The following is a 21,838-nucleotide window of genomic DNA, read 5'->3' as shown; positions in this document are numbered from 1 at the left end:
GGTTCTCCGTCTTCAGACGCGCGCCGCGCCATCGGCCGCTTCGGCGCCGGTTTCGGCGGCCACTTCGCGCACGCTCAACGCGTGCGCCGGCAGCGGGTCGTGCATCCGCGTCTCGAGCCAGAACCGGTACAGCAGGTTCTTCGCGGCATCGACGCGATAGGCGCTGGTCGCGCGCATATCGGTGAGCGGCTGGTAGTCGCGCTCCAGCGCCTGCATCGCGGCCTGCGCGGTGGCTTCGTGCCACGGCGCGCCGTCGAGCACCGCTTCCGTGTGCGGCGCGCGCTTCGGCGTCGCGGCCATCCCGCCGAATGCGATGCGCGGCTCGCGGATCGTGTCGCCGTCCGCGATGAACGCGAACGCCGCGCACACCGCCGAAATGTCGGAGTCGAACCGCTTCGACAGCTTGTAGGTGCGGAACTGCAGCGCCGCGCGCGCGCCGCTGCGGGTCGGCACCTTCAGCGCGACGACGAATTCGTGCGGCGCCATGTCCTTCTGCTGATAGCCGGTGTACAGCGCGTCGAGCGGCAGCTCGCGCACGCTGTCGCCGCCGCGCAGCACGACGCGCGCGCCGAGCGCGATCAGCCCCGGCATCGAGTCGCCGATCGGCGAGCCGTTCGCGACGTTGCCGCCGAGCGTGCCCGCGTTGCGGATCGGCAGCGACGCGAAGCGCTTCCACATTTCGGTCAGCTCCGGATACGTGCCGGCGAGCGCCGCATACGCGCGCTCGACCGTCACGCCCGCGCCGATCTCGATCCAGTCGTCGCCGTGCACGATCCGCTGCAGCTCGGCGACCTGGCCGACGTAGATCAGGTCGTCGAGGCGACGCATCTGCTTGGTCACCCACAGGCCGATGTCGGTGCTGCCGGCCAACAGCCGCGCGTCGGGGCGCTCGGCCTTCAGCGCGGCCAGCGCGTCGAGCGTGCGCGGCGCGGCGAAGCGCGCGCCGTCGGCGGCCGCGTATTCGAACGTGCGCTCGCGCCGCAGCGACGCCAGCGTGCGCGCGAGCGCGGCCGCGTCGACCGGCGAGTCCTGCGCCGGCGTGCGTTCGCCGCTCGCGTCGAACATCCGCACCGCCGCGTCGATGATCGGCCGGTAGCCGGTGCAGCGGCACAGGTTGCCGGTCAGCGCATCGGCGATCTCGGTGCGGGACGGCACGCTCGGCGCGCCGGCGGCGCTCTGCACGCACGATGCGTTCGAAGCTGCGCTGCCGCAGCGCTCATGGCCGTGCTGCTCGTACAGCGCCCACATCGACATCACGAAGCCCGGCGTGCAGAAACCGCATTGCGACCCGTGGCAATCGACCATCGCCTGCTGCACCGGATGCAGCGAGCCGTCCGGCCGGCGCAGGTCCTCGACCGTGAGCAACGCCTTGCCGTCGAGCGTCGGCAGGAACTGGATGCACGCGTTGACGGCCTTGAACGCCACCGCGCCCGCGTCGGTCAGATCGCCGACGACGACCGTGCACGCGCCGCAGTCGCCTTCCGCGCAGCCTTCCTTGGTGCCGGTGCAGTGCGCATCCTCGCGCAGATACTGCAGCACGGTGCGGGTGACGTCCGCGCCGCTGACTTCGCGGACCGCGTGACGATGGTAGAAGCGGATCGGCTCACTCATGTCTCAATCGTTGTTCAAGTGGGGGCAAGGCGGCCGGCGCTCAGCGCACGACCGACGTTTCTCTGACAGTTTGCACGCTATCACCGTCAAATTTCGCAACCCATAGCCGAACGCGCATGCGGCTCATATCACGGCCGCGATATGTGGGCGGCGGGGCCGCCAGCTGCGCGGCATGCGCGTCGCGCGTGGCGCAGGCTGGCGTGCCGGTGCGCCTCTGGCTGTTTTCGCCGGGTCCGTTGCAGAGCGAAAACGGGGTCACGATTAACTAAGTAGTACCTGCGGGAAAACCGGTTCCATGGGAAAATCCGGATTCCCTGTTTGGCTGCATCTGCCTCGATCGTCGTCGCGCTTCGTTCATCTAATCCGACCCCATGTCCACCGATTCCGCCACACCGCCGCGCAGCGGGCTCGCCGTCACGCTGCAAATCGTGTCCGTCGTCTGCTTCACGTTCGTCTGCTATCTGACCATCGGGCTGCCGCTCGCGGTGCTGCCGGGCTTCGTCCACGACGATCTCGGCTATTCCGCGATCGTCGCGGGCGCCGCGATCAGCGTCCAGTATTTCGCGACGCTCGCGTCGCGTCCGCTCGCCGGGCGCTTCGCGGATACGCTGGGGCCGAAGCAGACGGTGCTGCGCGGGCTGATCGGCTGCGGCGTGTCGGGCGTGCTGCTGCTGGTGGCGCTGCTGCTCGCGCGCTGGCCGGCCGCGAGCCTCGTGCTGCTGATCGGCAGCCGGCTCGTGCTCGGCGTCGGCGAAAGCCTGTGCGGCACCGGCGCGATCCTGTGGGGCATCGGCCGGGTCGGCATCGCGCACAACGCGAAGGTGATCTCGTGGAACGGCATCGCGACCTACGGCGCGCTCGCGCTCGGCGCGCCGGTCGGCGTCGCGATCGCGCACGCGCTCAATCCGGCGTTGATCGGCGTGCTCGTGATCGCCCTCGCGGCGGCCGGCTTCTATCTGGCCCGCCTGATCGACGCGGTGCCACTCGTGCACGGCGAACGGATGTCGTACGCGAGCGTGTTCACGCGCGTGCTGCCGCACGGCCTCGGTCTCGCGCTCGGCTCGGCCGGCTTCGGCTCGATCGCGACCTTCGTCACGCTCTACTACGCGGCGCGCCATTGGCCCAACGCGGCGCTGTCGTTGACCGTGTTCGGCACGCTGTTCATCGGCGCGCGCCTGCTGTTCGCGAACATGATCAAGACTTACGGCGGCTTCCGCGTCGCGATCGTGTCGTTCGCGTTCGAATCCTCGGGCCTCCTGCTGCTGTGGCTCGCGCCGGTGCCGCACGTCGCGCTCGTCGGTGCGGCGCTCACCGGGTTCGGCTTCGCGCTGATCTTCCCGGCGCTCGGCGTGGAGGCCGTCGCGCTGGTGCCGCCGGCGAGCCGCGGCGCGGCGCTGTCCGCGTATTCGGTGTTCCTCGACCTGTCGCTCGGGATCACCGGCCCGCTCGCCGGCTACATCGCCGGCGCATTCGGTTATCCGCAGGTGTTCCTGTTCGCTGCGGCGGCCGCCGCAGCGGGCGTCGCGCTGTCGATGGTGCTGTATCAGCGGCAGGCGCGCGTGGCGGGGAGCGGCGCGGCGGCTTGAGGGGCGGTACGGCGGGCGGCTGTCGAGCTAGCTGGTGGGCCGTTGGCCCAGCCCCGGCGGACTAGCCGCCGGGGCTGGGCCAACGGCGGCAGTCGGGTCGTGGGGCTTTTGGGCTTTTGGGCTTTTGGGCTTTTGGGCTTTTGGGCTCTCGGGCTCTCGGGCTCTCGGGCTCTCGGGCTCTCGGGCTCTCGGGCCATCAGGCTGTACGGCTTTCGGGCTAACGGCCCATCAGGCCGTCATCGGGCTGGCGGCCCGACAGGCCAACAGGCCGACCCCATCTGCATGCCGAGCAACCATCTTCCGCCCACGGCGCGAACCAGCCCTCAACCCGCTTCGCGCGGGGCGCCTTTCATTCAGCGCAGCCGTCACGCGGTGCGCAGAAACAGCCGGCGCGTCAGATCGAACGCCACCAGATTGCCGGCCACCACGAGCAGCAGCCCCACCACGGCGAGCGGCGACCACTGATAACCCTCGAATACCGTCGACACGGCCAGCGCGACGATCGGGAACAGCACCGTGCAGTACGCGGCGCGCTCCGGCCCGATCCGGCCGACCAGCGTCAGGTACGCGGTGAAGCCGATCACCGAGCCCGGCACGGCCAGGTAGACGAGCGCGCCGAGATAGCGCGGGCTCGGATCGAGCGCGAACGGCAATCCGGCCGCGGCGCTGCCGACCGTCAGGATCGCCGCGCCGATCAGCATCGCCCAGCCGTTGGTCGCGAGCGGGTGCAGCCCCATCGCCTGCATCCGGCTCGACAGCAGGTTGCCGGCCGAGAAGCACATCGTGCCCGCGAACGCGATCGCCAGACCGATCCACGTCGCGTGGTCGTCCAGATGCCCGGCCATCTGCTGCCAGAACAGGCATGCGATGCCGGTCAGCCCGAGCAGCGCGCCGGCGATCGCGGACGGCCGCAGCGGCCGCCCCATGAAGACGCGCCCGTTGATCGAATTCAGCAGCGGCGCGGTCGAGAAGATCACCGCGACGAGTCCGCTCGGCACGACCTGCTCCGAATAGTAGAAGCACAGGAAATTCAGGCAGAACAGCGCGACGCCCTGTGCGACGAGATAACGCCACGCTTCGCGCGGCGGACGCACCGGCCGGCGCATCAGGCGCAGCAGCGCGAACAGCACGGCGGCGGCGAGCCAGAAGCGCCATGCGATCGACACGGGCGGCGGCACGGCACCCAACTGCCATTTGATCGCGATCCAGGTGGTGCCCCAGATCAGCACGGTGATGAAGTAAAGCGACAGATTCATGGCGGCAACGCAGCGGAACGAGTGGAACGGATTCCGACTATGCGGCCGCGCCGCGCGCACGCATTGTCCGGATTTGCGGTCTTTTTCGCTCCGGCGCACGGCACGCGGTGCGCGCGCTTATACTCGTCGCACCATGAGTTCGCCCCTGTACGCTCCGCCCGTCGACCACGCCGCCGCCCTCGCGGGCGACACGATGCCGTTCGGGCTGCAGTCGGTGTGCCGCACGCTCGCCGACGCGAACGCGACGCTCGAGCGCTTCACGTGGCTCGGCGACCACCTCGCGATCGCCGAATGGACGCGCATCACCGACGAAAGCGAGACGGTCTACGAACAGCCCGGCCACCACACGCTGTCGTGCTATCTCGACGGCGGCTACCGGACCGAGCGCGAGCGCGTGCCGCGCTACGGCGCGCCGAGCCTGCTGTGCACGCTGCCGGGCGACCATGAATCGCGCTGGTGGGTGCGCGGCGAGATGCACTTCATCCACCTGTACTTTCTGCCCGAGCACTTCACGCAGCGCGCGATCCGCGAGCTCGACCGCGAACCGCGCGAACTGAAACTCGCCGACCGCACCTATTTCGAGGATGCGCGCGTCGCCGCGCAGTTCCGTTCGCTCGCACTGGAGCGCTGGGACGATGCGGACGGGCGACTGCGCGTGAACGAGGCCGCGCACGACGTGCTGAGCCTGCTGTTGCGCGGCCAGGGCGCCGCGCGCGCCGACGCGCCGTTGCGCGGCGGCCTGGCGCCCGCCGTGCGCCGGCGCGTGCGCGACTATATCGACAGCTACCTGTCGCAGCCGCTCACGCTCGGCGAACTCGCGAACGTCGCCGCGCTGTCCGAATATCACTTTTCGCGGATGTTCCGGCTGTCGTTCGGCCGCGCGCCGCACGCCTGGGTGGCCGAGCAGCGGCTGGCCCGCGCGCGCCTGCTGCTGCGCACGACGGCGCTGCCGCTCGCGCAGGTCGCCGCCGAGTGCGGCTACGCGAACGCCGCCCATTTCAGCCACCGCTTTCGCGACGCGCACGGGACGACGCCGAACGCATACCGGCGCGCGATGCGGGGCGGCTGAGCACCGCGCACCGCGCATCGCGCCGCGGGACAGCGGCGCCGCGCCGCCGGTCGCGCTTACGTGCCGCGCCGCGACAGTTCCTGCTCGAGCGCGGCAACGCCTGCGGGCAGGTCGACCGGCACCTTCAGATCGACCATCGTCCGGCCGAACGCATGCAGCGTGCGGAACAGGTTGTGTTCGCGGCACTGCTCGCCCATCTGGCCGATCCGCACGATCGGCAAGCCGAACGAGCCGGAGATCTCGACCTGATATTGCTTCGAGATGTGGCCGCAGACCATTCCGGGCGTGAGCCCGGCCGGCGTCTCGATGCCCACCACCGAATTGAGACGGCATTCCTTCGGCGTGTAGAGCGCGAGGCCCATCGCCTCGATGCCGGCCTGCAGCGCCAGCGTGCAGCGCAGATGGCGCGCGAAACGGCTTTCGAGCGTTTCCGCGCACACGAGGCGCAGCGCCTCGTGCAGCGCGAGCACGCCCGACACCGGCGCGGTGTAGTGGTAGCCCGCGTTGTGCCAGAAGTTTTCCGCGAGCGCCATGTCGAGGCACCAGTGCGCATTCGGCTCCGGACGCTGTTTCATCCGGTCCCACGCGGCGTCGGAGAACGCGATCAGCGACACGCCGGGAATCGACGACAGCCCCTTCTGGCCGCCCGTGATGACCGCGTCGATGCCCCATGCGTCCATCTCGAGCGGCATCGTCGACAGCGTGCACACCGCGTCGACGACCACCAGCGCGCCGGCCGCCTTCGCGAGCGCCGCGATCTCCCGCAGGTCGCGGTTCCACACGGTGTTCGACGTCTCGCCCTGCACGATCGTGACGATCTCGGGGCGTTCGCGCGCGATCGCGTCGGCGATCTCGTCGAGGCTCGCGACCGAGCGGTCGGCCACTTCGAGCGTCGCGACGTCGGCGCCGACGCGCGTGGCCATCTCGGCCATGCGCGCGCTGAAGAAGCCGTTGCGGATCGACAGCACGCGCGTGCCGCGCCAGGCGAGGTTGGAAATCGCCATTTCCATCGCGGCGGAGCCGGGGCCGGCGACGCCGAGCACCCACTTCGTGCGGGTCTGGAACACGTAGCGCGCCATCTCCTTCACCTGCTCGATGATCTTCGCCATCGTCGCGCCGAGGTGATTGATCACGATCGTGTTCGCCTTCGCGACCGCGGCCGGGATCGGCACCGGGCCGGCGCCCATCATCAGCAGCGGTTCTTCGGGCAGGATCGCGTCGAGCGGCACGACGACGGGACAGGGAATCGGCGAATGGTCGAGGGACATGGCTGGCAAAAAAGATGAAGAAAGACGCACGAGCGTCGCCCGCCACAGGGCATGGCGGATCGATCGATGATTCCGTGTTCCGCGCCCGCGCGCAAGAGGCGCGCGCGGCCGGACGGCGCGACGCTGGCCCGGTCGGACGACCGGGCCAGCCGGCCGCGCATCGCGAGCGAGCACGCCGGCAGCCCCGCCGCGGCCCGGTACAGGCGATTTTCCCGGCCATATTGCAGTGCGTGCGGATGCGCCCGCTTCAGTAATAGACGACCCAATTAGTCGGAAATACGCCGCATCAGGATAAAAACCGCGCGGACCGAATGGATCCACCAAATGCCGATACGCCGGAAAAACATCGATTATCGCGGCATCTATTAGTGACAGAGTTCGAAAATTACCGCTGCGAAGCATCGTACAAAACCGATAAATCATTGATTTTGCTGAGCAACATTCAGATACCGAACTACCGGCTTCAATACTGCCGGGAAACCAACGAGACCGCCGCGTAAATCCGATAGCCGCGATTTCGATTTTCCGCAACCCGCCCATTTTCTCAGGTTGACGGATATCGCCTTCGTAATGAACAATCGTCTGCGGAATCGAGAGCCGCTTTTTCGATACGAACGAAAATCGGACGACGCACACCGGCAATCCCGGTCGCGCGACGAAAAATTCCAAGCAAAATCAATCCACCGGGCCAGAAATACGCGAGACATGAACCAGATTCAGACCATGCGAGTGTTCGTCTGCGTTGCCGAGCAGCAGAGTTTCCGGCGCGCGGCGCACCATCTAGGCGTGTCCAATGCACTCGTCACGCGTTCGATCGCGATGCTCGAGTCCCATCTGAACACGCGGTTGATCCACCGCACCACGCGCAACCTGTCGTTGACCGAAGCCGGGCTGCGCTACCTCGACGGCTGCCGTGCGCTGCTCGAGGAGTTCGATCATCTCGAGGCGTCCGTCGCGCACGCGGTGCGCGAGCCGGCCGGCACGCTGCGCGTCGTCGCGTCGGGTCTGCTGTCGCCGCTCACGCTGACGCCGCTCGTCAGCGGTTTCCGGCACCGCTACCCCGAACTGCGCGTGCAGCTGACCGTCGCCGACGGGCCGCTCGACGTGCTCGATTCGGGCTACGACGTCGGCATCGTCACCGGCGACCGGCTCGACGGCAATCCGACGCTGATCGGTCACACCCTCGCGCCGAACCCGTTCGTCGCGTGCGCGGCGCCCGCGTATCTGGAACGGCGCGGCGAGCCGCGCGCGCCCGACGACCTGCCCGGTCACGACTGGGTCGCGCTCGCGCCGCATCAGCATGCGCCCGCGTGGCGGCTGGTCGGCCACGACGGCACCGCGCATTCGGTCACGGTGCGCCCGGCGTGCACCGTCAACCAGCTCGCGCTCGTGCACGCGGCGGCCCTCGCCGGCTCGGGCATCGCGGTGCTGCCCGAGTCGTGCGTCGCCGATGCGCTCGCCGCCGGCACGCTGGTGCGGCTGCTGCCCGGCTATCGGATCGACGATCCGGATGCGCAGCTGTCGCTCGTCTATCCGAATCGCCAGTACGTGCCGGCCCGCACGCGCAGCTTCGTCGAACATGCGCTCGAGCATTTCGGGCAGCAGGCGGCGCAGGAGCGCTCCGAATACGGCTTCCTGCGCACCCCCGAGCGCGCCGATCTCGTCGCTGGGCGGCCGGCTGGCCTGCAGTAAACTGCACGCGTCAGCCATCGGAGGTGCAGCGTGCGTGTGATCCTGTTCAGCAGCCGGCAGTACGACGAAGAGTCGTTTACCGCCGCAAACCGCCAGTTCGGCTATCGGCTGCACTTTCAGCCGTCGCACCTCGATGCGGAGACCGCGATCCTCGCGCACGGTTACGACGTCGTCTGTCCGTTCGTCAACGACACCGTCGATGCGGCGGTGCTGCAGCGGCTCGCCGACGGCGGCACGCGCCTGATCGCGCTGCGCTCGGCCGGCTTCAACCACGTCGACCTCGCGGCTGCCGAGCGGCTCGGCATCGCGGTCGTGCGCGTGCCCGCATATTCGCCGCACGCGGTCGCCGAGCACGCGGTCGCGCTGATCCTCGCGCTCAACCGCCGGCTGCCGCGCGCCGTTGCGCGCACGCGCGAGGGCGACTTCTCGCTGAACGGGCTGCTCGGCTTCGACCTGCACGGCAAGACCGTCGGCGTGGTCGGCACGGGGCTGATCGGCAGCGTGTTCGCCAAGATCATGATGGGCTTCGGGATGCGCGTGCTCGCGCATTCGCTGCCGCCTCACGACGACGAGCTGATCGCGTTCGGCGCGCGCTACGTCGAACTCGACGAGCTGCTGCATCAATCGGACATCGTGAGCCTGCATTGCCCGCTGCTGCCGTCGACGCATCATCTGATCAACGCGCAGACGCTCGCGCGCATGAAGCACGGCGCGATGCTGATCAATACCGGGCGCGGCGGGCTGGTCGATGCGCAGGCGCTGGTCGAGGCGCTCAAGAGCGGCCAGCTCGGTCATCTCGGGCTCGACGTGTACGAGGAGGAAAGCGGCCTGTTCTTCGAGGATCACTCGGACCTGCCGCTGCAGGACGACGTGCTCGCGCGGCTGCTGACCTTCCCGAACGTGATCGTCACGTCGCATCAGGCGTTCTTCACGCGCGAGGCGCTCGCCGAGATCGCACATACGACGCTGCTGAACATCGACGCATGGCGCGCGGGCGCGCCGACCAACGTCGTCACTGGCGGGCGCTGAAGCGCGGGGTTGGCTTTCGGCTTGCGGCGTTCCGCGTGCCTCCGCTCCACACCCACCGCACCGGCATCGCGCCGACCCATTCATTCGCCTGATGTAACGCGCGGCGCCCGCGCTCTGCTATCGTTGCGCCGACTTCCCTTTGCTCCCGCTCCCCCATGCGTTTCGACGACTCCGCCATCGCCGCGGTCTACCGGGCCATTTTCGAACGGCGCGACATGCGTCACTTCACGTCGGCGCCGGTCGATCCGGCCACGCTCGCGCGACTGCTGCGCGCGGCCCATCACGCGCCGAGCGTCGGCTTCATGCAGCCGTGGCGCTTCATCCGCATCACCGACGCCGCGCTGCGCACCGCGATTCACGGGCTGGTCGAGGCCGAGCGCCGCGCGACCGCCGACGCGCTCGGCGAGCGCCAGGACGAGTTCATGCGGCTGAAAGTCGAAGGCGTGCGCGAATGCGGCGAATTGCTGGTCGTCGCGCTCACCGACGATCGCGAGCGCCACGTGTTCGGCCGCCGCACGCTGCCGGAGATGGATCTCGCGTCCGCCGCCTGCGCGATCCAGAACATGTGGCTCGCCGCCCGTGCGGAGGGGCTGGGCATGGGCTGGGTGTCGCTGTTCGACGTCGACGCGCTGCGCACGCTCCTCGGCATGCCGGCCGGCGCGCAGCCGATCGCGGTGCTGTGCATCGGGCACGTCGACGCGTTCTACGCGCAGCCGATGCTCGAGCAGCAACGCTGGGCCGCACGGATGCCGATCGAAGCGTGCCTGTTCGAAAACACTTGGGACGCACCGGCGCAGGCGAACCCCAGCGCCGAATCGACGCCGACCCGCGACGGCGCGGCAACGCTGGAGCACGCCGCCGACGCGCCGCCGGACATGCTGCGCGGGCAATGACCACCGCTCCGGCGTGGGCGCCGAGCGCGGCGGCGCCGGGCATCGCTACATCGCTACATCGCTACATCGCTACATCGCGACATCGTGCTGCGCCGCTGCGATCGCACCCGTCGAAATCCGCCACCGTGGCGGTACCTCTAGCTCCGCCGCCACTCCGCCGGACATGCCGCGCGAGCAATGGTCGCGGCCCCTGCGTGGGCGCCGAGCGCCGCACCGCCGGGCATCGCTACATCGCACTGCGCCTGCAATCGCGCCCATCGAAATCCCCACCGTAGCGTGACGTCGGCCGCCCCAGCATGGCCCGCGAAACAATACGTTCCGGCCCCGAGCGTCCGGGTTTTCTCTCACGTAGAATCGCGGCTGACGTCCCCGCCCAGCCATCGTGCGCATCCCGCGCCGAATCCCGGCCGCGGCTCTTTCCCTGACCCATCGCGATGCCCTTGCCTCTTTTCGCCCTCGCCGTCGCCGCATTTGGAATCGGTACCACCGAATTCGTGATCATGGGGCTGCTGCCGAACGTCGCGCGCGACCTCGGCGTGTCGATCCCGGCTGCCGGGATGCTCGTGTCGGGCTACGCGCTCGGCGTGACGATCGGCGCGCCGATCCTCGCGGTCGTCACCGCGAAGATGCCGCGCAAGCGCGCGCTGATGGGCCTGATCGGACTGTTCATCACCGGCAACCTGCTGTGCGCGCTCGCGCCCGGCTATGCGGTGTTGATGGCCGCGCGCGTGGTCACCGCGTTCTGTCACGGCGCGTTCTTCGGGATCGGCTCGGTGGTCGCGAGCAGCCTCGTCGCGCCGAACCGGCGCGCGCAGGCGATCGCGCTGATGTTCACCGGCCTCACGCTCGCGAACGTGCTCGGCGTGCCGCTCGGCACCGCGCTCGGTCAGGCCTACGGCTGGCGCGCGACGTTCTGGGCCGTCACCGGCATCGGCATCGCGGCGGCGGCCGCGCTCGCCGTGTGCCTGCCGAAGCATCTCGCGATGCCCGACACCAGCATCACGCGCGAGTTCGGCGTGCTGCGGCACCCGCAGGTGCTGATGGTGCTCGGCATCAGCGTGCTGGCGTCCGCGAGCCTGTTCAGCGTGTTCACGTACATCACGCCGATCCTCGAGGACGTGACGCGCTTCTCGCCACACCAGGTCACCTACGTGCTGCTGCTGTTCGGGCTCGGCCTGACCGTCGGCGGCACGCTCGGCGGCCGGCTCGCGGACTGGCGCCGGATGCCGTCGCTGATCGCGACGCTCGCGCTGATCGGCATCGTGCTCGCGCTGTTTGCCGGCACGATGCACGTGCCGTTCGCAGCGCTGGCGACGATCTTCGTATGGGGCGTGCTCGCGTTCGCGATCGTGCCGCCGCTGCAGATCCTGATCGTCGACCGCGCGAGCGATGCGCCGAACCTCGCGTCGACGCTCAATCAGGGCGCGTTCAACCTCGGCAACGCGACCGGCGCATGGCTCGGCGGCGCGGCGATCGGCGCCGGCGTGCCGCTCGTGAGCCTGCCGTGGGTCGGCGTCGCGATGGCGGTCGCGGCGCTCGCGCTCACGCTGTGGTCGGCGTCGCTCGAACGCCGTCCGGCCCGCGCGCCCGCCGGGTACGTGTGACGCCATGACGCGCGACGCGGCGCCCGCACGGCGCCGCCGCATTGCGTTTCGCGCGCAACCATGCGCGCATGACGGCCTTCATGGACCTTTCAAGGTCCGCGGTGTAGCATCCGGCCCGATGAAAAACGTTCTCTCCCGCGATTTCGTCGCGCTGATCCTGAGCGTCGCGGTGGTCGGGCTCGGCACCGGCGCGACGCTGCCGCTCACCGCCCTCGCATTGACCGAAGCCGGCCACGGCACCAACGTGGTCGGCATGCTGACCGCCGCGCAGGCGCTCGGCGGCCTCGCGATCGTCCCGTTCGTCACCGCGCTCGCGCGGCGCCTGGGCGCGCGCCGCGCGATCGTCGTGTCGGTCGTGCTGCTCGCCGCGGCCACCACGCTGATGCAGTTCACGTCGAACCTGATCGTATGGGGCGTGTTGCGCGTGCTGTGCGGCGCGGCGCTGATGCTGCTGTTCACGATCGGCGAAGCGTGGGTCAACCAGCTCGCCGACGATTCGACGCGCGGCCGCGTGGTCGCGATCTATGCGACCAATTTCACGCTGTTCCAGATGGCCGGGCCCGTGCTGGTCAGCCAGATCGCGGGCGCCACCAGCATCCGCTTCGCGCTGTGCGGCGCGCTGTTCCTGCTTGCATTGCCGACGCTCGCGACGATCCGGCGCGCGCCGCTGGCCGGCGACGACGCGCGCCAGGCCGCCCACGACAGCTGGCTCGCGGTGCTGCCGCGCATGCCCGCGCTGATCATCGGCACCGGTTTCTTCGCGCTGTTCGACACGCTCGCGCTGTCGCTGCTGCCGCTCTACGCGATGGACCACGGCGTCGCGAGCGCGACCGCGGTGCTGCTCGCGTCGATCATGCTGTGCGGCGACACCGCGATGCAGTTCCCGATCGGCTGGCTCGCCGACAAGCTCGGTCGCGAGCGCGTGCATCTCGGCGCCGGCTGCATCGTGCTCGCCGGCCTGCCGCTGCTGCCGTTGGTGATCGCGAACCCGTGGCTGTGCTGGCCGTTGCTGTTCGTGCTCGGCGCGGCGGCCGGCAGCATCTACACGCTGTCGCTGGTCGCATGCGGCGAGCGCTTCCGCGGCGCGGCGCTCGTCACCGCGAGCTCGCTCGTCTCGGCATCGTGGAGCGCCGCGAGCTTCGGCGGGCCGCTCGTCGCCGGCGCGTTGATGGAACAACTCGGCAGCAATGCGCTGATCGGTGTGCTGGTCGGCTGCGTCGCGGCGTTCGTCGCGGCCGCATTGTGGGAGCGACGCGCGGCGTTGCGGCGCGCGATCTGACGCGGCGGCCGGCGGACGGCCTCGATGTTCACACGCGGCGGCGCGGGCGCTGCGCCGAACGCGCATGGTTCAAGGTTCGTGATCCGTGACTCGTGACTCGTGACTCGTGACTCGTGGCGCGTGGCCCGCAATCCGTGACCTGTGGCCAGCGACACATACTCAGCGCCCTATCCCCTCCCGCCCCCGCCAATAAAAACGAAACCGGCCCGCATCAAGCGGGCCGCCGTGCCGTTCCGGACTGCGCGCGACCCGTCGCGCGGCAATCCGCTACGCGCTACGCGCCGGCAGGATCTTCCCCGTACACGTCCCGAAGCCGATGCGATAGCCATCGCCCTCGCACCAGCCCGCGAGCGTCAGCTCGTCGCCGTCCTCGATGAACGTGCGGCTGCCGCCGCCCTTCAGCACGAGCGGCTCCTTGCCGTTCCACGTCAGCTCGAGCAGGCTGCCGAACGAGTCGCGCGTCGGCCCGCTGATCGTGCCCGAACCCATCAGGTCCCCCACGCGCGTATTGCAGCCCGCGACCGTGTGATGCGCGAGTTGCTGCGCCATCGTCCAGTACATGTGCCGGAAGTTGGTGCGGCAGATCGACGTCGGCTCGGCGGCGCCGTCCGCCCGCAGCGTGACTTCGAGCGCGATGTCGAACGCATGCTTGCCCGCGTGCCGCAGATACGGCAGCGGCTGCGGCGCCTGCTCGGGCTGCGCGACGCGGAACGGTTCGAGCGCGTCAAGCGTGACGATCCACGGCGAGATCGTCGTCGCGAAGGTCTTCGCGTTGAACGGGCCGAGCGGCACGTATTCCCACTGCTGGATGTCGCGCGCGCTCCAGTCGTTCAACAGCACCATCCCGAAGATGTGCGCTTCGGCATCCTCGCAGGCGATCGGCTCGCCGAGCGCATTGCCCCGCCCGACGATGAAGCCGGTCTCGAACTCGATGTCGAGCTTGCGGCACGCGCCGAACACCGGGCGCTCCTGATCGGGCAGCTTCAGCTGCCCGTTCGGCCGCCGCACCGGCGTGCCGCTCACGACCACCGATGACGCGCGGCCGTTGTAGCCGATCGGCATCTCCGACCAGTTCGGCAGCAGCGCATTCTTCGGATCGCGGAACATCGAGCCGACGTTGGTCGCGTGCTCCTTCGACGAATAGAAATCGGTGTAGCCGGGAATGTCGACCGGCAGATGCAGCGTCGCGTCGCGCTGCGCGACGAGCACGCGCGCACGCAACGCCGCGTCGTCGCGCAGCCGCGCAGCGTCGCGCGCGAACAGCTCGGACAGCTGAACGCGCACGCTGCGCCACGCATCGCGGCCGAGCGCGATGAACGCGTTGAGCGTCGGCTCGGCGAACACGTCGGCGCCGGCCGGCACCGTCACGAGGCCCGCGCGCGCGAGCGCGGCGAGGTCGACGATCCGGTCGCCGAGCGCCACGCCCGCGCGGCGCGCCGGCTGCGCCGCGTCGCTGAAGATGCCGAACGGCAGGTTCTGGATCGGGAAATCGCAGGCGGGATCGTTCGCCGTGTCGACCCAGCTCTTGCGAGCCGGGTCGAGCGTCGCACGCCAGTCTCGGGTGTCGCTCATCGTTGCTCCGGGTTGAAGTGTTTCTCGATGCGTTGCCAGCATTCGAAGTAGTCGGCCTGCAGCTGCGCGGTGTCGAGCGCGTAGCGCGTCGGCCGGATCAGCGTGCGGGTTTCGAACATGAACGCCATCGTCGCGTCAACCTTGTGCGGGCGGGTCGTGTCGATCGCCGACGCCTTCTCGAACGTATCGGCGTCCGGCCCGTGACCGGACATGCAGTTGTGCAGGCTCGCGCCGCCCGGCACGAAGCCTTCGGCCTTCGCGTCGTACGCGCCGTGCACGAGGCCCATGAACTCGCTCGCGACGTTGCGGTGGAACCACGGCGGGCGGAACGTATCTTCGGCCGCGAGCCAGCGCGGCGGGAAGATCACGAAATCGATCGCGTCGACGCCCGGCGAGTCGCTCTGCGACTGCAGCACGAGAAAGATCGACGGATCGGGATGGTCGTAGCTGATCGAGCCGATCGTGTTGAACAGCCGCAGGTCGTACTTGTACGGCGCATAGTTGCCATGCCATGCGACGACGTCGAACGGCGAGTGGCCGATGTCCGCGCGCCACAGGCGCCCGTTCAGCTTCGCGATCAGCTCGAACGCGCCTTCGCGGTCTTCGTACGCGGCCTGCGGCGTCAGGAAATCGCGCGGATTGGCGAGCCCGTTCGATCCGATCGGGCCGAGGTCCGGCAGACGCAGCAGCGCGCCGAAGTTCTCGCAGATGTAGCCGCGCGCGTCGCCGTCGGGCAGCGCGACCGCGAAGCGCACGCCGCGCGGAATCACCGCGATCTCGGCCGGCTCGACGTCGAGCCGGCCGAACTCCGTCGCGATGAAGAGCCGCCCCTGCTGCGGCACGATCAGCAATTCGCCGTCGGCGCTGTAGAAGAAGCGGTCCTGCATCGAGCGGTTCGCCGCATACAGGTGGATCGCGCAACCGTTCATCGCGGCCGCCGAGCCGTTGCCGGCCATCGTCACGAGCCCTTCGACGATATCGGTCGGCTCGACTGGCATCGGCAGCGGGTCCCAGCGCAGCTGGTTCGGCGGCGTCGGCGGCACGTCGGCCGAGTCGCCGAACTCCGCGACGAGCCGCTGCCGCCCCGTGAACGGCTCGAACGGCCGGTGCACGGCGGCCGGCCGGATCCGGTACAGCCACGCGCGGCGGTTGTGGCCGCGCGGCGCGGTAAACGCGGTGCCCGACAGCTGCTCCGCATACAGCCCGTACGGCGCGCGCTGCGGCGAGTTGCGGCCGTGCGGCAGCGCGCCGGGCAGCGCCTCGGTCGCGAATTCGTTCCCGAAACCGCTCAGGTAGCCGGCGGTCGCCGGTTTCGACAGGTCAAGCGTCATCGTTTCCTTTCTCCATCAATTCATCGCGGCATTCGCCGCGTGCGCGCTGCCGCGCCGCGCGACGCCGGCCAGCCCGAGCACGAACAGCGCCGAGCACAGCACGGGCAGCGCGGCCGCATGGAACAGCGCGCCGTTGCTCCAGTTCAGCGCAATCAACTGGCCGCCGACGAGCGGCCCGAGCACCGAGCCGATCCGGCCGATGCCGAGGCTCCAGCCGATGCCGGTCGAGCGCAGCGACGTCGGGTAATACTGGCCGGCCAGCGCATTGACGGCCGGCTGCCCGCCGACCACGCAGAAGCCGCCCGCGAACACGACGACCAGCAGCCACGGCAGCGCATGCGCGAGCGAGCCGATCAGCCCCACCGACACGGCCGCGCACGCGAAGCACGCGAACAGCACGCGCACGAAGCCGTAGCGCTCGATGAACCAGCCGAGCGACAGCGTGCCGATCACGCCGCCCGTCTGCAGCACCGTGCCGACGATCACCGCCGTGCCGGGCGTATAGCCGGCGTCGCGCATCACGGTCGGCAGCCAGTTCGACAGGAAGTACAGGTCGATCAGGTTCATGAAGCTGATCGACCACAGCAGCAGCGTGACCGGCAGGCGGCCGGCGCGGAACAGTTCGGCGACCGGCGCGCCGCTCGTCGCACGCTCGCGCACGACGAGCCGCGTGTCGGCATCGATGCCGGCGTGCGGTGCGAACCGCGCGAGCCAGTCGCGGGCCTGCGCGACGCGTCCTTTCAGGACCAGAAACTGCAGCGACTCGGGCAGCCGCGCGAGCATCGCGATCGCCAGCACGAGCGGCACCGCGCCGCCGACGAAGAACACCGCGCGCCAGCCGAGCGCCGGAATCAGCGCCGCGCTGATGAAGCCGCCCAGCGCGGCGCCCAGCGTGAAGCCGCACGACACGATCATCATCCGCTTCACGCCGTGCGCGGCGGGGCTGAACTCGCCGACCAGCGCCATCGCGTTCGGCATGATGCAGCCGAGGCCCAGGCCCGTGACGAAGCGCAGCGCGATCAGCACCGGGATCGAACTCGCGAACGGGGTCGCGAGCATCGTCACCGCGAAGAACAGCGTCGAGCCGATCAGCACCGGCCGCCGGCCGATGCGGTCGGCCAGCACCGACAGCCCAAGCGCGCCGAGCAGCATGCCGAACAGGCTCGCGCTGAACACCGGCCCGAGCGCCTGCTTCGGCACATGCCACTCGGCGATCACGCTCGGCGCGACGTAGCCCATCGCCTGCGCGTCGAAGCCGTCGACCACCAGGCACAGCCCGCACAGCACCAACAGCATCCAGTGAAAGCCCGGACGATGGGTGTCGTCGATCACGCGCTCGACTTCGAGCACGCGCGCGTTGGCCGGCGCCGCGCTCATTGCGCCACCTCGGCGTTCGGATGCACGGGCGGATTCACGCCCTGGCGCGCGAGCGCCATCGCTTCGCGCAGCACGTCGGCGTCGCCGATCTGGTTCGCGAGCAGCAGGATCAGCTTCGCGTTGACGAGCTGGCTGTCGGCGTCCGACAAATCGCGATGCATGTCGATCAGCGCTTCGTAGAACGCGTCCGGGTCGGCCAGGCGCGGGCGGGTGTCGAGGGGGGGCATGTCGGGTGTCTCCGGTGTCGTTGTCGTGTTCGAGGCGGGTTCAGCATGCGCCGCTCGCGCGGGCGAGTGCGTCGGCGATCGCGTGCCGGTCGAGCGCGCGCATGCGGGCGCACACGTGCTGGTCCGGGCGCAGCAGGTAGAACGTGCCGGGCTGCGCGTCGTAGCGCTGCGCGGCGAGACCGTCGACGTCTTCGAGGACGTCGACGCCGGGCACCGCCTGCGCATGGCCGGCCGGCACGATCAGCACGGGCCGCACCGGCAGCGCGAGACCGTCGAGCGCCTGCGCGAGCGCGCCCGCATCGCCGGGCAGGCCGAACAGCACGCCCGCGAAGCCGTCGCCGAGATGACGCAGCAGCCAGCCGGACGCCTGCTGCGCGCGCACCGGCGCGTCGGCCGCGACCGCGCCGGGACGCATCGCGCACGCGAACGCGTCGCCGGCGCGATCGGGCGTATTCAGCGGCGAATCGGTCAGCACGGCCGGCACCGACAAACGGCCGCTGTTCACGAGCCGGCGCGCGAATTCGCAGTCGCGCGCGAGCTTCAGCGTCGCGTCGCGGAACACGCGCGACACCGCGCTCTTCGGCGTGATGAAGTCGGTCGAGCGCGTCGAGTTGCGGATGTTCTCGTCCGCGGCGAACTCGCGCTCGCTCGCATACGTGTCGAGCAGGCGCTCGGGCGCGCGGCCGTCGAGCACGAGCTGCAGCTTCCACGCGAGATTGTCGGCGTCCTGCACGCCGCTGTTCGCGCCGCGCGCGCCGAACGGCGACACGCCGTGCGCCGCGTCGCCCGCGAACAGCACGCGGCCGTGACGGAACGTATCCATCCGCTGGCAGCGGAACGTATAGACGCTGACCCATTCGAGCTCGAATTCGGCGTCCGGCCCGAGCAGCGCGCGCACGCGCGGGATCACGCGCTCCGGCTGCTTCTCGGCGACCGGGTCGGCGTCCCAGCCGAGCTGGAAATCGATGCGCCACACGTTGTCCGGCTGACGGTGCAGCAGCACCGACTGGTTACGGTGGAACGGCGGATCGAACCAGAACCAGCGCTCGGTCGGGAATTCCGCCTTCATCTTCACGTCGGCGATCAGGAAGCGGTCCTTGAACGTGCGGCCGCGGCTTTCGAGCCCCATCGCCGCGCGCAGCGGGCTGCGCGAGCCGTCGGCCGCGATCACGTACTGCGCGCGCAGCGTCTCGATGCCTTCCGGCGTCTCGACGGTCAGCGCCGCGTGCTCGGCCGACTGCGCGACGCCCGTCACCTTGTGCTTCCAGCGGATCTCGAGGTTCGGCAGTTCGAACGCGCGCTCGGCCAGATAGCCTTCGACGTAGTACTGCTGCAGGTTGACGAACGCCGGGCGTGCGTGGCCCTGCTCGGGCAGCAGGTCGAACGCGTAAAGCTGCTCGTCCTGCAGGAACACCTTGCCGACGTGCCAGCTCACGCCCTTGTCCACGAAGCGCTCGCCGCAGCCGAGCCGGTCGAAGATCTCGAGCGTGCGCTTCGCGAAGCAGATCGCGCGCGAGCCGGTGGACAGCGTGTCGTCGTCGTCGAGCAGCACGACCGGCACACCGCGCTGCGCCAGATCGATCGCGGCGGCCAGGCCCACCGGGCCCGCGCCCACCACGATCACCGGGTGAACGGCCGCATCGGCCTGCGCGGCCCGCGCCGCGCGCGGCCGGTAATCGAACTTCAGCGTCTGGTAATCGATGCTCATGGTCGCCATCCGCTCCTCAGCCGCGCCGCACGTGCGCCGGCACGCGCGGCGCCGCCGCGCTTGTGCCGCCGTTCATGGCCGCCTTCGTGCCCGCCTTCAACCGCTCGCGCGGCCTGCCCTGCTCCATCCGCCTGCTGTCCACCGCCACGTCTCGCTCCTTGCTTCCTGGTTGATTCGGTTCGGGAAACGACGCCGCTGCCGGCGCCCGAACGCCGCTTTTCTTGATCGGCAACAAATCTTTGGATTTACGAATAGTAAAACCAATTACGTATAGTGAAATCAACGTTAACCCTAGCGATGGGTTCGGCAACGGGATAACCATATGAGAGAAACGCCGAGCCGAGCCCGACGGGCGCTGCTAATATCGAGATACGAGGCGGCCCTTTCGGCCGCCGTTTTCTTCCTACGCCGATGATCCCGCCCAACATTCCCGAGCTGGTCGCCCGTGCCGGGCAACTGCCTTATCTGCGGGAACACCTCGCGCTTGCCGAAGGCGGCACCGCATGCGCGAATCTGCCGGAGCGCACGCTCGCGAGCGCCTACGAGCCGATCTACGACGTGACGATGCCCGGCGCGCCGCAGTCGACGTCGTTCGCGGATGCCATCGAGCGCTACGGCGACGAGCTCGGCTTCCAGGCCATCACGCTGGTCAGCGGCGCCGCGCACGACCCGGTCGACTCGGCCGTCGACGACCAGACGCTCGTCGCGATCGACCGGCTGTCGCGGGCGCTGCACGCGATCAACTTCTTCGGTGCGCAGCGCCACGGGCTGCTGTTCCTGCGCGTGCACGAACGGCTGCTCAAGAGCGTGAAGTACGATCACGGCAAGCATTTCTCGTCGGTGCTGCAGCGGTTCGGCCTGCCGGCCGAGCGGATCGTGATCGAGTTGCCGGCGGCCGCGGTCGCGCACAAGACCTTCCTCGGCTACCTGACGCGCAGTTATCAGCATCACGGTTTCAAGGTCGCGGACAAGCTGCCCGACCCGGGCCGGATCCTCGCGGTCGAATCGGAGATGGCGCGGCCCGATTACATCAAGATGGATGCGGGCATCGCGCTGCGCGACGGGATGGTGAAGGCGCTGGTCGCGTATGCGCAGCGCGTGCGGATTCCGCTGATATTCGATGGCGTGGTCGACGAGACGCAGTGCGAGTTGCTGCGTCAGCACGACGTGCGCTTCATGCAGGGGCCGGTGTTCGCGAAGGTCGTGACGGCCTGAGGGGCGCTGCGCGTGTGGGTGCGGTGAGTGCTGTGCTGGGGGCTGGGGGTCTTCGGGCGGGTGGGTCGTGCTGCCGTCGTGCCGCGTCGTATGCGTCCGTCGTCAAACGGCGGGCGGCAGGCGGTCGGTGGATGCAGGGCTAGCGGCTTGCTGCATCGCGCCGTGCTTATGCAGTCGGTGCGAGTGCGCTGGGTCGACGCCTACTCCGGTCCGCCGTCGTCGTATTTCGGCAGATCGTCGGCACAGTCGATTTCCGAGAAACGATCCGCGCACCGCACGCGCCATGTCGGCCAGCTCGCGCCGCGCTCATGCAGCCGAGTCGAACGCGCGTGCTGGCTCGCTGACGCACTCGTCGCCGGCATCGCGACGCCCATCCCGGTCCGCCGTCGCCGTATTTCGGCAGATCGTCGACGCACCAGTTGCCTGCGCAACGATCCACGTGTCGCGACGGCCGACTCTTGCCGCGTTCACGCCGCCTGATCGAACACGCGTGCTGGCGCGCTCGTCGCCGTCACCCCTACGCCTAGTCCGACCACCGTCATCGTATTTCGGTAGTTGCCTGCGCAACGATCCACGTGCCGCGCCGGCCGACTCTTGCCGCGTTCGCGCCACCCGATCGAACACGCGTGCTGGCGCGCTCGTCGCCGCCACCTCGACGCCTACTGCGGTCCGTCGTCGTCGTATTTCGGCAGATCGTCGGCACAGTCGATCCCCGGAAAACGATCCGCATACCACACGTGCCACACCGGACGCAGCCGCGCCGGCTCGTCGAGCGTCGCGTAGTTGATTTCGACGGTGGTCGGCGCGTCGCGCAGCCGATATTCGAGCTGCGCGCCGCAGCGGCCGCAAAAGCGCCGCTCACCCCACGCGCTCGACGCATAGACCGTCGGCTCGCCCTGCAGATACTCGAACGCGCCGATCGGCACCGATGCCGCTGCCACGACCGCCGCACCGGTCGTGCGCTGACAGAGCCGGCAATGGCAAAAGCCCGCGTCGGTCGGAATGCCGGCGATCCGGTAACGGATCGCTCCGCACGCACAACCGCCTTCCATCGTCTCGGGGACAGACATCGCGAACCTCGTCATCGTCGGAAAGTCAGGGAACGATGATGAGCGTGGCGC

18 protein-coding genes are annotated in these 21,838 nt (G+C 69.5%); 8 read left to right on the top strand and 10 right to left on the bottom strand.

The window, feature by feature from the left end; genetic code table 11:
• Positions 1-12 precede the first annotated feature (12 nt).
• The gene (xdhA, locus tag MYA_RS03505) at positions 13-1,611 is read right to left on the bottom strand and encodes a xanthine dehydrogenase small subunit (RefSeq protein WP_014722529.1); all 1,599 of its coding nucleotides are present in this window, start codon (positions 1,609-1,611) and stop codon (positions 13-15) included.
• Between the two features lie 371 nt (positions 1,612-1,982).
• On the opposite strand from xdhA, the gene MYA_RS03500 reads away from it, so the two are divergent.
• Positions 1,983-3,197, top strand: coding sequence for an MFS transporter (locus tag MYA_RS03500; RefSeq protein ID WP_011883456.1), 1,215 nt, complete (start codon positions 1,983-1,985; stop codon positions 3,195-3,197).
• A 365-nt stretch (positions 3,198-3,562) separates the two neighbouring features.
• Here MYA_RS03500 and MYA_RS03495 read toward each other — a convergent pair whose 3' ends face one another.
• Positions 3,563-4,453, bottom strand: coding sequence for a DMT family transporter (locus tag MYA_RS03495; protein ID WP_014722528.1), 891 nt, complete (start codon positions 4,451-4,453; stop codon positions 3,563-3,565).
• Positions 4,454-4,586: 133 nt separating this feature from the next.
• Between MYA_RS03495 and MYA_RS03490 the strand changes: the two genes are divergently transcribed.
• Complete coding sequence (locus MYA_RS03490) at positions 4,587-5,522, top strand: helix-turn-helix domain-containing protein (protein WP_034194478.1); 936 nt, start codon at positions 4,587-4,589, stop codon at positions 5,520-5,522.
• A gap of 56 nt (positions 5,523-5,578) precedes the next feature.
• On the opposite strand, the gene MYA_RS03485 is transcribed toward MYA_RS03490, so the two are convergent.
• Positions 5,579-6,790: a pyridoxal-phosphate-dependent aminotransferase family protein gene (locus tag MYA_RS03485; RefSeq protein WP_014722525.1), complete on the bottom strand. Its 1,212-nt coding sequence runs from the start codon at positions 6,788-6,790 to the stop codon at positions 5,579-5,581.
• A 705-nt stretch (positions 6,791-7,495) separates the two neighbouring features.
• On the opposite strand from MYA_RS03485, the gene MYA_RS03480 reads away from it, so the two are divergent.
• The 5 genes from MYA_RS03480 (at position 7,496) to MYA_RS03455 (ending at position 13,287) form a co-directional block, all read left to right on the top strand.
• A complete protein-coding gene (locus MYA_RS03480) occupies positions 7,496-8,482 on the top strand; it encodes a LysR family transcriptional regulator (RefSeq protein WP_014722523.1) in 987 nt (328 codons plus the stop codon).
• A 30-nt stretch (positions 8,483-8,512) separates the two neighbouring features.
• A complete protein-coding gene (locus tag MYA_RS03475) occupies positions 8,513-9,511 on the top strand; it encodes a 2-hydroxyacid dehydrogenase (protein WP_014722522.1) in 999 nt (332 codons plus the stop codon).
• A gap of 155 nt (positions 9,512-9,666) precedes the next feature.
• Complete coding sequence (gene bluB / locus MYA_RS03470; protein WP_011883447.1) at positions 9,667-10,404, top strand: 5,6-dimethylbenzimidazole synthase; 738 nt, start codon at positions 9,667-9,669, stop codon at positions 10,402-10,404.
• A gap of 434 nt (positions 10,405-10,838) precedes the next feature.
• On the top strand, positions 10,839-12,008 hold the full coding sequence (locus MYA_RS03460) for an MFS transporter (protein ID WP_034194475.1): 1,170 nt from the start codon (positions 10,839-10,841) through the stop codon (positions 12,006-12,008).
• Positions 12,009-12,126: 118 nt separating this feature from the next.
• Positions 12,127-13,287, top strand: coding sequence for an MFS transporter (locus MYA_RS03455; protein WP_014722519.1), 1,161 nt, complete (start codon positions 12,127-12,129; stop codon positions 13,285-13,287).
• A gap of 267 nt (positions 13,288-13,554) precedes the next feature.
• On the opposite strand, the gene fahA is transcribed toward MYA_RS03455, so the two are convergent.
• The 6 genes from fahA to MYA_RS31685 are packed head-to-tail and all read right to left on the bottom strand — an operon-like array spanning position 13,555 to position 19,785.
• Positions 13,555-14,859: a fumarylacetoacetase gene (gene fahA, locus MYA_RS03450; protein ID WP_014722518.1), complete on the bottom strand. Its 1,305-nt coding sequence runs from the start codon at positions 14,857-14,859 to the stop codon at positions 13,555-13,557.
• A complete protein-coding gene (hmgA, locus tag MYA_RS03445) occupies positions 14,856-16,190 on the bottom strand; it encodes a homogentisate 1,2-dioxygenase (protein WP_014722517.1) in 1,335 nt (444 codons plus the stop codon). Before hmgA ends, fahA begins: the two co-directional genes overlap by 4 nt.
• Before the next feature lie 15 nt (positions 16,191-16,205).
• Positions 16,206-17,567, bottom strand: coding sequence for an MFS transporter (locus MYA_RS03440; protein ID WP_014722516.1), 1,362 nt, complete (start codon positions 17,565-17,567; stop codon positions 16,206-16,208).
• Positions 17,564-17,794, bottom strand: coding sequence for a DUF2783 domain-containing protein (locus MYA_RS03435; protein WP_011883434.1), 231 nt, complete (start codon positions 17,792-17,794; stop codon positions 17,564-17,566). The genes MYA_RS03440 and MYA_RS03435 overlap by 4 nt, the downstream gene beginning before the upstream one ends.
• A gap of 40 nt (positions 17,795-17,834) precedes the next feature.
• Positions 17,835-19,511 (bottom strand): FAD-dependent oxidoreductase, encoded by a 1,677-nt coding sequence (locus tag MYA_RS03430; protein WP_014722515.1) that lies wholly within the window; start codon positions 19,509-19,511, stop codon positions 17,835-17,837.
• A 7-nt stretch (positions 19,512-19,518) separates the two neighbouring features.
• Positions 19,519-19,785 (bottom strand): hypothetical protein, encoded by a 267-nt coding sequence (locus MYA_RS31685; RefSeq protein WP_155416633.1) that lies wholly within the window; start codon positions 19,783-19,785, stop codon positions 19,519-19,521.
• A gap of 128 nt (positions 19,786-19,913) precedes the next feature.
• Between MYA_RS31685 and MYA_RS03425 the strand changes: the two genes are divergently transcribed.
• On the top strand, positions 19,914-20,717 hold the full coding sequence (locus MYA_RS03425; protein WP_011883431.1) for an EAL domain-containing protein: 804 nt from the start codon (positions 19,914-19,916) through the stop codon (positions 20,715-20,717).
• Between the two features lie 659 nt (positions 20,718-21,376).
• Here the strand turns inward: MYA_RS03425 and MYA_RS03420 are convergent.
• A complete protein-coding gene (locus MYA_RS03420) occupies positions 21,377-21,787 on the bottom strand; it encodes a GFA family protein (protein ID WP_011883423.1) in 411 nt (136 codons plus the stop codon).
• Positions 21,788-21,838 lie beyond the last annotated feature (51 nt).

This window comes from Burkholderia sp. KJ006, assembly GCF_000262695.1.
Classification (GTDB): domain Bacteria; phylum Pseudomonadota; class Gammaproteobacteria; order Burkholderiales; family Burkholderiaceae; genus Burkholderia; species Burkholderia vietnamiensis.
The sequence above is the reverse complement of the archived record's forward strand: the minus strand, read 5'-3'. Positions and strand labels throughout refer to the sequence as shown.